Origin of the sequence: Amycolatopsis sp. CA-126428 (genome assembly GCF_002904335.1) — a bacterium.
Lineage (GTDB): Bacteria > Actinomycetota > Actinomycetes > Mycobacteriales > Pseudonocardiaceae > Amycolatopsis.
On record NZ_PPHF01000088.1, the window covers coordinates 17,054 to 28,513 of the forward strand.

Consider the following 11,460-nt stretch of genomic DNA (forward strand, 5'->3'; position numbering starts at 1 on the left):
CAGGGGATCGGCGGGCGGAGTACTTCTGCTGTCGGCGTAGCTGCTCAACCAGTGAGCCCCATGCCGGGGCTTCCCGGCATGGGGCTCACCGACAAACTCGAGCGCGACTTAGCGGCTCGGTGTCAACTCACGAATTTGATGGACTCATCGAGGAATTTCGCCTGGTACAGATCCGATTGCTGCCCGTGGGCGGTGAACAGGTCCGAGGTGTTCTTGTAATCGACGTTGGTGAACACCCTGACGTTGTGGCCCGTGCGGTTCTGCGCCGACCGGGCGTTCCGCCAGACGCAGAGGCCGTGGCCGGTCAGGGTTCCCCGGAACTCGTAGCAGGTCGGCTGGGTCGGACCGAGATTGGGAATGTCGGCGACGGCGAAGTCGGACACCGCCCCGCCGGATACGCCCGTCGGGTAGTAGAACAGGCAGAACTCCCCGTCGTCGCAGACGCCGTCCCGTGCCCCGGATGCGTGGGCCGTACCGGCCAAGGGGATCGCCAACCCGACCACGGCGCCGACGACCGCCACCATCCTGGCTGTCCTCGAGCCACCGGAGCGGCGCACCTTCGTGCTGCTTCCCATTTGGTCTCCCTCTCGTCAACACGTGTTTCCTGACGACGGGAGCCTCGCAGTGCTTGCTGCAGCCGCACTGCAGTCTTACGGAAAGTAGCTGGTCGGAGGTACCCTCCAGCCAGGGAGGGGGCGCCTGCATGCCCGATATACGGTTCGGTGTGCTCGGGCCGGTCGCCGGCTGGCGGGGGACGGACGCGGTCGAGATCGGTTCCGGCAAGTGCCTCCGGGTGCTCGGGATCCTGCTGCTGCACGCGAATCGCCGGGTGGAGCGCGAGGAGATCATCGAGGGCGTCTGGGGCGGGAATCCGCCGAGGAGCGCGGTCAACCTCGTCCAGAAGTACGTCGGCGACGTGCGCCGGTCGCTGGTGCCGGACGACGGCTCGCTGCGGACCGTGGGCACCGGGTACCTGCTGCGCGTGACTGCCGACCAGCTCGACAGCGCCCAGTTCACCTCCGGGGTCGTCCGGGCGCGGGAGAAGAAGAGCGATGGTGACCTGGCCGCGGCCAGGCAGCACCTCGCCGGCGCGATGGCGCTGTGGCGCGGACCTGCTTTCACCGGCCTCGACACCCCCGCGGCCGCCACCGAACGGGCTTGGCTGGAGGACTACCGCTCCGGCGCGCTGGAGGACCTCGCCGAGCTCGATCTGCTGCGCGGGGACCTCGCCGCGGCGATCCCCGCGCTGTCGCGGCTCGCGGCCGAGCACCCGTACCGCGAACGCGTGCGTGAGCTGCTGATGGTCGCGCTCTACCGCAGCGGCCGCCAAGGGGATGCCCTCGCCGTGTTCGACGAGATCCGGCGGCTGCTGGCCGATGAGCTCGGCGCCAGTCCCGGGCACGGTCTGCAACGCGTGCACGCCCGGATCCTGGGCGCCGACCCCGCGCTCGGCGCCACCCCTGTGCAGGAAATCCGGCCGAGCGCGCCGCCACCCGCGGCGCAGCGCAATTGCCTTCCCCGCGATCTCCCGTACTTCGCGGGGCGACACGACGAGCTCGCCCGGTTGACGGTGTCGGCGGACGATCGGGCCACTGTCCACACGGTGGACGGGATGGCGGGCGTCGGCAAGCCCATACCCGGAAAACCACACACTTTGACCCGTTCGGGCGAGGAACCAGGGTTCCTCCAGGTCAGAACGCCGACCTGCCCCCACTGTGGCCGGTGATCGGCGGCCTGTCTCGGCCAGGCGCTCGCGTTGGCCAATTCCGTCCTTGATCGTCAAAGTACCTCGTTTGTGCAGGTAGAAGCCCTTTTTGACACTTTCCGGGTAGGGTCCATGGCGCCCTGCCAGGGGGTTCCCTGGCGTTGACCCGGACAGAGCTGAAAGGGGCCAAAGGTGGCTCAAACCCATCCTGTGGTTCAAGCACGCCCAGAATCAGGACCCGGCGACCTCGGTGACGGTGCTGACGATCATGGACGCGTCCATCACACGGAACGCGCGCACGTCTTCTTAGACGCCGGCCCCCAGACGGTCCTCGGCAAGGCGCGCGAGGCCCGTCGCGCGGCGGAAGTGCCGGAGCCGAGGCACCCGTACCGTGTCGAACTCACGCTGGAAGACCCCAGCGTGAAGGTGGTGGCCGTTGTGGACGCCACCGACCGCGACACGGCGGTGCGGGACGGAAGCTTGCGTGCTGCGCATTTCATCGGCGCCGGGCACTGGATCACCCACTTCGACGTGAAGGCCCTAGACGAGCTGGACCAATTGCCCACGCCGAGGCAGGAGGATCAGCGGTGAGCGGCGGCGAATTCGGCGGCGCCGAGCATGTCGATGTCCTGGAGCGGCTACAGGTCAGTGTCTCCGCCCTCGCCGAGCTGAACTATCCGGGCGCGGAGTATGAGGAACTCGTCGACGACCTGAGCCTAGCGTGGGACGACTACAAGCAACGCCTCACCGATCGTGCCGGGACAGGTGGAGCAGCTGCGCGAGACGGGAAGCGACGGTTCGGCGAGAAGGTCGTCACGGCTGAGCAGCTGGAAGCGTGGGAGGTCACCGTCCCTTCAGGCTGGATGGTCACCAGGCGGCCGGACCGGATCGAGGGCGACAGGTCCCCGCTCCACTTCGATGAGGGGACCTACTCGGCGCACGACTACTTCGAATTCCTCCGCAAGCGGCTCTCGTTCGTCGTCGTGGTCGCCGAGGTCTTCAAGGACGGACGAAGCCTCGGATCGACCGAGGCCGGCGGCATCGTCTGGCGGCATCACGAACCGCTTGCCGACGTGGGATACGCCGACGTCGACGCCCTGCTGCCGGAGCCAGACTGGCAGGTGCTGGTCGGCGACGCCGTCGACGCCGCGAAGCGGACGGAGCGCCAGTGACCGCCGAGAAACCCGTCCTGTACGGGATGCGTGCGCAGATCCTTCGCAGCTCGATCAACCTCCGGCCGAATCCGGCGAACGTCATCAGCGGCGACCCCGCCGTCGAGGACGCCTACATCGTCGGGGACGGCGTCCCCCGCACCCATCCGGTTCCGCCGGACGCACCACTCGTGGTGCTCGCCGAGATCGCGGGTGTGTTCCGGGTGGCGCGCCCGGCGAGCAAACGCCGACCGGGCTGGTACGGCTACATGGCCAGCGGCGCGTACATCGTCCACAGAGGCTCGTTCGACGAGTGGTTGGCGTACTTCGGGCACGAGCTGCCCATTCCGCTGCACGACAAGGTGGAGCGGAGGCAGCCACGATGACGACCCTGCACAGCAACGTGACGGTCGACAACCACGCGGAGGTGCTCGCCATCACCGAGGCCGAGCTGAAGGCGGCCGAGGAGGTACACGACCGGCTGAAGGCGGCGTTCGAGGGGCGGACCGCCCCTCGCTCGGAGGCGGAGACCGATCCAGCCATTGTGTCCGGTATTCGTCGGCGCACAACTCCCACGCAGGCCAAGCGCGCTGACGCCAAGTTCGACTTGGACATCAAGGCGTACAACGCTTACCAGGCCGCCGAGCGGCGACACCAGATGCTGCGGACAAGGGTGGAGCGCCTGCGCGAGTCGGCACCGGTGCCTTACACCGAGGAAGAGCTGCGCACGGCGAACGCTGTACGTACGGACGACGGCTGGTTCAGGCTGATCAAGGTCAACCGCGTCACGGTCGCCGTCGATGCGGGATTCCCGTGGCCCCACCCGGTCAAGCGGGAACGGGTGCTGGAAGTCCGCAGGACGGAGGCCGCCGGATGACCGAGGAACAGGACCCTGTGTTCGAGGCCGGCCGCGAGGCGTACCGGGCGGGACTGCCGAACGCGCCTGCGCTGAGCGAGGTCGTGATGGACACGATCGGGGACATGCCTGTCGGCACCGGCGCGGCCGCAATCATGGGCCGGTTCCAGGACGGGTGGCGTGACGCCTACCTGTCCGCGAACGGCGTCGTCCACTTCGGCTCGCCGTCGAACTCCGGCCGTCCGGCGTGCATGAGCAGGTCGGCGACCCCGCAGTTGACCGACGATCCCCGGGCGGTGACGTGCGAGGCGTGCCACGACACCGAGGACTGGCTGTCGTACGCGGACATGGCCGACTTCGCCGCCAGCCTGCCGGAGCCCGAACCGGGCGCGGACCGCTTCGAGATCCTGCGGGAGATCAGGGACAAGTTCGTCGCCCGCAAGGTGGATGGCGTGCCCGTCGACCCGCAGACCGCGAACGCGATCCTGACCGTCTACGACTCGGACGCGGCGAAGGCCAAACCCGAGTTCCGGACGAAGTTCGCGGCGTTGCCGATACTGGAGATGGCCGCAACGTCCTGGCGGCTGGTGTCTCGCCGACGGTAGCGGCGAACACCCGGCCGGTCCGTCATCGGGAATCCCACGTCGCAGTTTCGAATCCGGAATAGGTGCATAGAGCGCGCCCGTTTGCGCCTCCCGCGGGAGGTCAAGCGGGCGCGCTTTTGCCATTTTGACATTTTGTATTATTGGCATAATAGCCTGCGCATGTCATTGCGTCTTAATGTTAAAGACTGGTGTAACCACCGGCGTAAAGACCGGTGTAACCACTGGCGTCACCGGCGTTTCGCCGCCGGTGTAACCGCTGGTTAAAGCGATGTTGATCACTGAGACGGAGTATCTCGGTAGGCGGAAGTACTCCGTTCGTGTCCATGGACAGCCGTTAACCTAAAGTGGACAGCGTCACATTGTTGCGACAGGTTGACGAACTGCGATCCGCGTGATTACGGTAGCGTCGCAGTCCCCGAGAAAAACGTGATCCACGCGCACCACGCAGACGCCCATCCCTGCCGACCGCTGCGCCACGAGTGAGATGAAGGGCCACTCCGTATGACGGTCTCCGTGCGTGTGCGCGACCTGCCGGCGTTGGCCGAGCAGGTGCAGGCAGCGGGCAGCCAGCGATGGCTGGCCAGGCAGATCGGGATCAGCCCGACCGCGATCAACCTCCTGATGCAGGGCAAGCGGACGACAGTTCGCGTGGACACCGCCGCCGGGATCGAAGACGCCCTCGGCGTGTCCCGGGGCAGTCTGTTCGTCTTCACCGACCTCGATCTCGTCGGCCCCTACGCCCGCGACGGGGCGGACGCCGCATGAGCGCCGTCCTGGATCGCGAGTGGACACAGCAGTACCTCGCCAAGCACGGAATCCGGCCAACCGGCGAGCACCTGGCGTGCATCGAAGCCGCGCTGGCCGCCGCGCCGCCGCTGACCGACGACGCGATCGCCCGCACGACGGCCGTGATCCGGCCGCTCCCGAAACCACCGCCCGCCGGGACCCCGAGCACGCGGACCCGCGCCGGACGTCCGCGTCCCCGGCGAGCGGAACGCGCGGTCTGAGGCCCGACCGCGCCGGTGCGCCCGCCCGCGTCTGGACGCCCCCAGCTCCGGCGGGCGGGCGCACCACTCCACCTTCCTGCTGAAAGGCGACCAATTATGGCTGAACGCCCCGCGCACGCCAAGACCGTACGCGCCGTACTGGTCGAGGCCCCGCTGTGGCTGGTGTGGCGGCTGAGCTACTGGCTCGAGCGCGGGTGGCGCGGCCTGGTCGGCGCCGCGCCCGGCGCGCGAGCCCGCCACCGCCGCCGCGACCCCGGCGAGCCCGGCGAAGACCCCGGCGATCCGCAGGAGCCCGACCCCGACCGGGCTCCTCCCACCGCCGGGTAGGTCGCTCCGGTCCCCACCGGCCGCCACGATTCCCGCGCCGTCTCGGAGAAACTAGTGAACCCCGATGAACCCCGCCTGGAGCCGCGACCGCGGCCACCGGCCCCGGACGACGATGCGCGCAGCGTCAGCCTCGACGCGCACACCGAGCTGCTGGCCCGCTGGCGCCGCGCCAGCTCGGCCGCAGGCCGGGCACGCGCCGACGTCGATCGCGTTGAAGCCGAACTCCTCGCCGTACTCGGCGATGCCGAGATCGGCACCGTCGACGGCCTGCCGGCCGTAGTGCGCGAGATCGAGGAACGGCCCGGTGTCGACATTCCCCGGCTGCGCCGAGACCACCCCGACCTCTGGGCGAAGTACAAGGTCACCCGCCGCCGCCCGCACCTGAAGTTCCCCCGCAAGCGAAGGACCACCTGATGCACAGCCTGCGCATCGTCGCCCTGCTCCTGCTGTTCCGCCTGTTCCTGCTCGACCTCGGCAACGCCCACGACGGCTGGAGCTGGATCGCCGTCATCGCCGACGTCGTGCTCGGCCTGATCATCTGGGGCGAGCGGGAACCAGCGCCCCGGACCGGACAGGACGTCCGCCGATGACCGCCACCGAAGTTGACGGCGTCGCGGTCGTCTCCGACGAACCCCGCGAAGCCCCGTTCCGCGACAACGGCGGCAACACGATCTACCAGCCGCAGACCCGCGTGCTCACCCTCGCCAACGGGACAGTCGTCTACGGCTGCCAGCACTGCGACTACACCTCGCCGAACCCGAACTCGATCCGCCCGCACCTGGGCAAGCACACCGGACGCACCCGCAAGAGCACCGCCACCCCGAGCGCCAGGGACTCGCTGAACCTGCCGCTGGCCGAGCTGATGGCCCGGCTGGACACCCTCACCGCCGTCACCGAGGACCGCGACGCCTGGCGGACGCGCGCGCTGAAGGCGGAGAAAAAGCTCCGGCAGGCCCGCAACGCACTGGTGGTGATCAAGTGAGCGATGACACCTCGGTCAAGCTGTCGTCCGCCCTGCCCGGCGGCGACCGCAACGGGCTGCCGTCGATCGCCGCGTCGCTGATCGAGCAACCCGGCGAGATCCACGCCGCCGTGGTGCTGCTGCGGGCTCGGGAGATCCGCACCAACGCCCGGACCGGCGCGGCCGTGGCCACGGCCGAGTTGGTGGCCATCGAGCCGTGCCCCACCTCGTCCCCGGATACCGGGACCCTGCACCGGCTGCTGCGCGAGCACTACGGCCGCCGCACCGGGAACGTCGAACTGCCCCTCGACCAGGACACCGTGGACGACGTCGACGCCGAGGAGCAGGACCCGGCGGAGCTGTGGCCGCATCCCGGCCCCGAGTTCGACCAGGACGTGGACGACCCGTGGTGAGCGAGTACACCCCGCCGATCCGGCGGAAGAACCACGGCAAGGGCCACTCCTACGTGGACGCCCACGGCGTGAAGGTCCCGGGCGTCACGACGATCCTGTCCGACGGCGTGCCCAAGCCCGCCTTGATGAACTGGGCTGCACGCACGACCGCGGAATACGCCATCGACCACTGGGACGATTTGGCCGCGCTGCCGACCTCGGCCCGGCTGAAAGAGCTGAACGGGGCGCGCTTCACCGACCGCGACGCGGCCGCGCGGCGCGGGACCGAGGTACACGGCCTCGCCGAACGCGTGGTGGACGGCGAGGAAGTCGAGGTGCCCGAAGCGCTGGCCGGGCACGTCGATGCCTACGTGGACCTGTGCGATCGGTTCCGGCTCGAACCGGTGCTGGTCGAGTTCGTCGTGGTGTCGCACGCCTACGGCTGGGCCGGGACCTGTGACCTGGTCGCGGACTTCCCGACGCTGGGCGCCCGGCTGCTCTGCGACATCAAGACTTCCCGGTCCGGCGTGTTCGGCGAAACCGCCTGGCAGCTCGCGGGATACCGCTACGCCGATGCCTACCTCGACAAGGCCGGCCACGAGCAGCCCATGATCGAAGTCGACGGCTGCGCCGTGATCCACGTGCGCGCCGACGGCGCCGACCTCTACCCGATGACCGCCGGGCCGGACCAGCTACGGGAGTTCCGCTACATCCAGCAGGTCGCCCGCGCCTGCGCGAACGCCCGCGACTACGTCGGGGAGGTGATCGTCCCGCCGCCCCTGCCGCTGGCCGGGTAACCGGCCGCCGCCAACCCCTCGCGCACCACGCAGAAGCCCATCGCCTGCCGGTCGCTGCGCACCACAGCAGACCGAGGACCAGATGACCGATCTTCAGCGCTACGACCCACCGAACCAGGTTTCCCGGCCACCGCAGGAACTTCCGCCCCCGACCACGCTGGATCAGTGGGTTCTCGTCGTGCGCGACGTGTCCCGATTGGCCAGCCAGATCGCCGACACCCCGTTCGTCCCGGAATCGATGCGCGGCAACCCGGCCGCCGTCACCGCCGCGATCCTCACCGGCCGCGAAATGGGCCTCGGCCCGATGACCAGCCTCCAGCACATCCACGTGGTCAAGGGCAAGCCCGGCAAGTCCGCCGAGATCATGCGCGCGATGGTCCTGGCGGCGGGGCACCACATCCGCGACGTCGAGGTCACCGACACCCGCGCCGTCCTGGAAGGCCGCCGCCGCGACGAAGAGACCTGGACCCGTGTGCAGTTCACGGCCGATCAGGCCAAGCGGGCACGCATCGACCTCGGCGGCTACCCCGAGGACAAGCTGTACGCGCGCGCGACGACCCGGCTGTGCCGCCGGAAGTTCGCTGACGTCGTGGGCGGCATTGCGGCGACCGTCGACGAGCTGGAAGACGGCGAAATTCCCGACACCCCCGGGGCCGCCCAGACCGGTTCACCGGCCCCCGCCGCGCCCGAGGCCGCCCCGGCCCCGAAACGCACCGCACAGCGCCGTACAGGGCCGAAAAAGGCCGCCCCCAAGGCCGCCTCCGCCACGCCTGAACCACCGCCGGCGGACGCCCCGGCCGATCCCGGCCCGGCCGCGCCGCCGCCGTCGCTGCCCGGTGACGACGAGCACGACACCGAACCCGCCGACGCCGCACCGGCCACAGCGGACACCGCCGAGCCAGTCACCGGTGAGCAGATGGAGAAGCTGCACGCCCAGCTCGGCGACCTCGACGTCTCCGACCGTGGCGACAAGCTTTCGACCGTCGGCCTGCTCGTGCAGCGGACGCTCACCTCATCCCTCGACCTGACGAAGCTGGAGGCATCACAGGCGATCGACATCCTGGCCCGGGTCCTCGACAGCGACGACCCGCAGGCGACGCTGGACGCGGTTCTCGGCGAACTGGGCTGACCCGCCATGACGTGGTTCAAAGTGGACGACAAGTTTCACTCGCACAACAAGATTCGCAAGGTACTCGCGGACGAACCCGCCGCTCTGGCCCTGTGGGTAGTCGCTGGCTCGTGGTCGTCGGACAACACCACTGACGGTGTGATCCCAGACCACCAGCTCCCGTGGCTGTTCCCGGTGGGGGCAGACGAGCTGGCTCGGAAGCTGGTCGCCGCGCGTCTCTGGAGGCGAGTGCGCGGAGGCTACGAGTTCCACGAATGGCACGCCGACGCCGACGGCACGAAGCGCAACCCCAGCCGCGAAGAAGTGGAGAACGAGCGGCGCAAGAAGGCCGAGGCCGGGCGTAAAGGCGGCCTGGCCAGCGGAAAGACCCGAAGCAAGCAGCAAGCACGTGCTTCAGCATCCGCTTCAGCAGACGGTGAAGCACCTGCTGAGCGAGTCGTTGAACCCCCGACCCGACCCGACCGGGAGCCCTTACAGGGCTCCCCGGGAGGGCGGGGCACCGCGCGAGCGCGCGAGCCGCGCCGCCCCCTGCCCTCCCCGCCGTGGTCGTCCACTCCGGCTCGCGCGTCCCCGCCGCCCGTCGCGCGGTGCGTCGAGCACGAGCACGACGACAACCCGCCCCGGTGCGGGGCGTGCGAACGCGCCCGCCAGGCCGCCGAACAGGACGCCTACGAGACACGCGTCGACGCCCGGCACGCCGAATTGCGCGCCAAGACCGGCGACCGCCGCCGCGCGGTCGAGAACTGCCCGCTGTGCGACGAGCAGGGCTACCGGGGCTCGGCCCTGTGCAACCACGACCCCGGTGCCGAAGCACGTGCTTCACGCGGCCGTCGGCTCGTCGCCGAGGTCATGGGCTGGTCCGCCCCCGAGCAGGACCAGCCGTGAACGCCGCCGACCTCGCGCCCTGGCGCGCACGATGCCCGCTCTGCGGCGCGCCCGTGCTGTGGGCCGAGACCACCGCGGGCAAGCCGCTGCCGGTCAACCCGACGCCCGCGCCGGAGCGCGGAAACGTCGCGCTGTCCGTCCACGGCGGACAGCTCATCGCCGGAGTGCTGCGCCGCAACCAGGCCGCCGGTGCCCGCGACCACGGCCGCCCGCTCTACACCGCCCACGCCCCCGACTGCGTGCCGCCCCGGCACGGAAGGACCCGACGATGACCACCGCCAACCCCGATCTTCCCTGCCCCCACGAAGGCTTCGACGTCCTCGTGGAGGTCACCCGGCTCACCGCCCACGACGGCGGCCCCGTCACCGGGTTCTCGGCGTCCATCACGGCCGCCTGCGCCCAGTGCGGCGAGAAGTTCCGGTGGATCGGCGTCCCCGCCGGCCTGCTGGCCAACCGGCCGTGCTGCTCGGTCGACGAGACCGAACTGCGCGCACCGCTGCGCCCTGCCAGCTCCGACCCCGATTTCGGCCTGGGCATCCCGGGCTTCGCGATCCGGGCAGTGCGGTGAACGGCCCGGAGCACTACGCCCGCGCCGAAGAGTGCTTCGCCGAATCCGACCGGATCGGACCGTCCCACGAGGACGCCGGGCTCTGGCTCGACCTCGGCATCGGCCACGCCCTGCTCGCCATCGCCGCCGCGCTCACGCCGCCGACCGAACCCACCCCGGCCGAGAAGGCCGCCTTCACCGAATGGGGACCAGCATGACCGTCATGCCCGCCGGGCACGGCCCCGTCGCCCCGCACCGCAACACCGAACTCGACGACGAAATCGAGCAGATCCTGCTGACCCGAGCTGACGGTTTCGCCGCGCTGGAGCTGCGAAACCGCATCTGCGACGCCATCGCCGCACGGGGCTTCGACGTCTACGCCCGGCCGCTGCCGCACCACCGGAGCGTGCGCTCATGACCAGCCTCGACCGGCAGACCCGCGCCGACATCGGCCGCGCCAGCAACCGGCGCGGCAAAACTGCCGAACAGGCCGTCGCGCGCTGGCTGCGCGAACACGGCTGGCCCGACGCGCAGCGCACCGTCCGGACCGGATGGCGCGTCGGCGACCGCCAGTCCCGCGACCGGGGCGACATCGACGGCACACCCCGGATCGCCTGGCAGGTCAAGACCTCCTCCAGCGACTTCACCGACAACCAGGTCGGCAAGGTGCTCGCCGCCGCCGCGGACCAGGCCGTCGCCAGTGGAGCCGACTACGGCATCGCCGTCGAACGCCGGGCGGGGAAGAGCGACCCCGGGCACTGGCTCGCCTGGCTGACCGCAGGCGACCTGCACGCGATCATCGAAACCGCGCGCGATCCTGACGTGCTCGCGGTCGCCGAACCCCGCCTCGAGGTGCCCGTCCGGCTGCTGCTGTGCGACCTCGCGCCGCTGCTGCACGCCGCCGGATACGGGAGCCAGCCGTGACTCAGCTGGCCATCGGCTCGCGTCGCGCGCGCAGCTCCCGCGCGACCGCGTCCACCTGGGCCGGACTGAACTGCCGCAGCTCGACCGACAGCACCTCGGCGCGCCAGGCACGCAACAACACCTCCAGGCGCTGGCGCGCCCGCCGATTCCGCATTACGGACACGGCCCTCACCT

22 protein-coding genes are annotated in these 11,460 nt (G+C 70.2%); 21 read left to right on the forward strand and 1 reads right to left on the reverse strand.

Annotated elements, in window-relative coordinates; genetic code table 11:
* Nucleotides 1-122 precede the first annotated feature (122 nt).
* Complete coding sequence (locus tag C2L58_RS24060; RefSeq protein WP_103339899.1) at nt 123-575, reverse strand: peptidase inhibitor family I36 protein; 453 nt, start codon at nt 573-575, stop codon at nt 123-125.
* 128 nt (nt 576-703) lie between these two features.
* Between C2L58_RS24060 and C2L58_RS24065 the strand changes: the two genes are divergently transcribed.
* The 21 genes from C2L58_RS24065 to C2L58_RS24160 all read left to right on the forward strand — a co-directional run bounded on the left by C2L58_RS24065 (nt 704) and on the right by C2L58_RS24160 (nt 11,286).
* Nucleotides 704-1,726, forward strand: a complete 1,023-nt coding sequence (locus C2L58_RS24065; protein WP_158264153.1) for an AfsR/SARP family transcriptional regulator — start codon at nt 704-706, stop codon at nt 1,724-1,726.
* Nucleotides 1,727-1,897: 171 nt separating this feature from the next.
* Entirely contained in the window at nt 1,898-2,296 is a 399-nt protein-coding gene (locus C2L58_RS48745; RefSeq protein WP_146073655.1) for a hypothetical protein, read from the forward strand.
* A complete protein-coding gene (locus tag C2L58_RS24075; protein WP_103339879.1) occupies nt 2,293-2,877 on the forward strand; it encodes a hypothetical protein in 585 nt (194 codons plus the stop codon). Before C2L58_RS48745 ends, C2L58_RS24075 begins: the two co-directional genes overlap by 4 nt.
* Nucleotides 2,874-3,242 carry a hypothetical protein gene (locus tag C2L58_RS24080; protein WP_103339880.1) on the forward strand — a complete coding sequence of 123 codons (369 nt, stop codon included), beginning with the start codon at nt 2,874-2,876 and terminating at the stop codon, nt 3,240-3,242. The genes C2L58_RS24075 and C2L58_RS24080 overlap by 4 nt, the downstream gene beginning before the upstream one ends.
* Complete coding sequence (locus C2L58_RS24085; protein ID WP_103339881.1) at nt 3,239-3,733, forward strand: hypothetical protein; 495 nt, start codon at nt 3,239-3,241, stop codon at nt 3,731-3,733. The genes C2L58_RS24080 and C2L58_RS24085 overlap by 4 nt, the downstream gene beginning before the upstream one ends.
* On the forward strand, nt 3,730-4,317 hold the full coding sequence (locus C2L58_RS24090; protein ID WP_103339882.1) for a hypothetical protein: 588 nt from the start codon (nt 3,730-3,732) through the stop codon (nt 4,315-4,317). Before C2L58_RS24085 ends, C2L58_RS24090 begins: the two co-directional genes overlap by 4 nt.
* Nucleotides 4,318-4,830: 513 nt before the next feature.
* A complete protein-coding gene (locus tag C2L58_RS24095) occupies nt 4,831-5,082 on the forward strand; it encodes a helix-turn-helix domain-containing protein (RefSeq protein WP_158264154.1) in 252 nt (83 codons plus the stop codon).
* Nucleotides 5,079-5,324: a hypothetical protein gene (locus C2L58_RS24100; RefSeq protein ID WP_103339884.1), complete on the forward strand. Its 246-nt coding sequence runs from the start codon at nt 5,079-5,081 to the stop codon at nt 5,322-5,324. The genes C2L58_RS24095 and C2L58_RS24100 overlap by 4 nt, the downstream gene beginning before the upstream one ends.
* A gap of 96 nt (nt 5,325-5,420) precedes the next feature.
* Nucleotides 5,421-5,651 carry a hypothetical protein gene (locus tag C2L58_RS24105; RefSeq protein ID WP_103339885.1) on the forward strand — a complete coding sequence of 77 codons (231 nt, stop codon included), beginning with the start codon at nt 5,421-5,423 and terminating at the stop codon, nt 5,649-5,651.
* A gap of 54 nt (nt 5,652-5,705) precedes the next feature.
* The gene (locus tag C2L58_RS24110) at nt 5,706-6,065 is read left to right on the forward strand and encodes a hypothetical protein (protein WP_103339886.1); all 360 of its coding nucleotides are present in this window, start codon (nt 5,706-5,708) and stop codon (nt 6,063-6,065) included.
* Entirely contained in the window at nt 6,065-6,241 is a 177-nt protein-coding gene (locus C2L58_RS49305) for a hypothetical protein (protein ID WP_158264155.1), read from the forward strand. The genes C2L58_RS24110 and C2L58_RS49305 overlap by 1 nt, the downstream gene beginning before the upstream one ends.
* A complete protein-coding gene (locus C2L58_RS24115; protein WP_103339887.1) occupies nt 6,238-6,633 on the forward strand; it encodes a C2H2-type zinc finger protein in 396 nt (131 codons plus the stop codon). Before C2L58_RS49305 ends, C2L58_RS24115 begins: the two co-directional genes overlap by 4 nt.
* The gene (locus C2L58_RS24120) at nt 6,630-7,025 is read left to right on the forward strand and encodes a hypothetical protein (protein ID WP_103339888.1); all 396 of its coding nucleotides are present in this window, start codon (nt 6,630-6,632) and stop codon (nt 7,023-7,025) included. The genes C2L58_RS24115 and C2L58_RS24120 overlap by 4 nt, the downstream gene beginning before the upstream one ends.
* The gene (locus C2L58_RS24125) at nt 7,022-7,801 is read left to right on the forward strand and encodes a hypothetical protein (protein ID WP_146073656.1); all 780 of its coding nucleotides are present in this window, start codon (nt 7,022-7,024) and stop codon (nt 7,799-7,801) included. Before C2L58_RS24120 ends, C2L58_RS24125 begins: the two co-directional genes overlap by 4 nt.
* Nucleotides 7,802-7,883: 82 nt before the next feature.
* Nucleotides 7,884-8,930, forward strand: coding sequence for a hypothetical protein (locus C2L58_RS24130; protein ID WP_103339890.1), 1,047 nt, complete (start codon nt 7,884-7,886; stop codon nt 8,928-8,930).
* 6 nt (nt 8,931-8,936) lie between these two features.
* Nucleotides 8,937-9,815 carry a hypothetical protein gene (locus C2L58_RS48750; RefSeq protein ID WP_146073657.1) on the forward strand — a complete coding sequence of 293 codons (879 nt, stop codon included), beginning with the start codon at nt 8,937-8,939 and terminating at the stop codon, nt 9,813-9,815.
* Complete coding sequence (locus C2L58_RS24140; protein ID WP_103339892.1) at nt 9,812-10,087, forward strand: hypothetical protein; 276 nt, start codon at nt 9,812-9,814, stop codon at nt 10,085-10,087. Before C2L58_RS48750 ends, C2L58_RS24140 begins: the two co-directional genes overlap by 4 nt.
* Entirely contained in the window at nt 10,084-10,383 is a 300-nt protein-coding gene (locus tag C2L58_RS24145; protein ID WP_103339893.1) for a hypothetical protein, read from the forward strand. Before C2L58_RS24140 ends, C2L58_RS24145 begins: the two co-directional genes overlap by 4 nt.
* A complete protein-coding gene (locus tag C2L58_RS24150; RefSeq protein ID WP_103339894.1) occupies nt 10,380-10,580 on the forward strand; it encodes a hypothetical protein in 201 nt (66 codons plus the stop codon). The genes C2L58_RS24145 and C2L58_RS24150 overlap by 4 nt, the downstream gene beginning before the upstream one ends.
* Entirely contained in the window at nt 10,577-10,780 is a 204-nt protein-coding gene (locus tag C2L58_RS24155; RefSeq protein WP_103339895.1) for a hypothetical protein, read from the forward strand. Before C2L58_RS24150 ends, C2L58_RS24155 begins: the two co-directional genes overlap by 4 nt.
* A complete protein-coding gene (locus C2L58_RS24160) occupies nt 10,777-11,286 on the forward strand; it encodes a hypothetical protein (protein WP_103339896.1) in 510 nt (169 codons plus the stop codon). The genes C2L58_RS24155 and C2L58_RS24160 overlap by 4 nt, the downstream gene beginning before the upstream one ends.
* Nucleotides 11,287-11,460 lie beyond the last annotated feature (174 nt).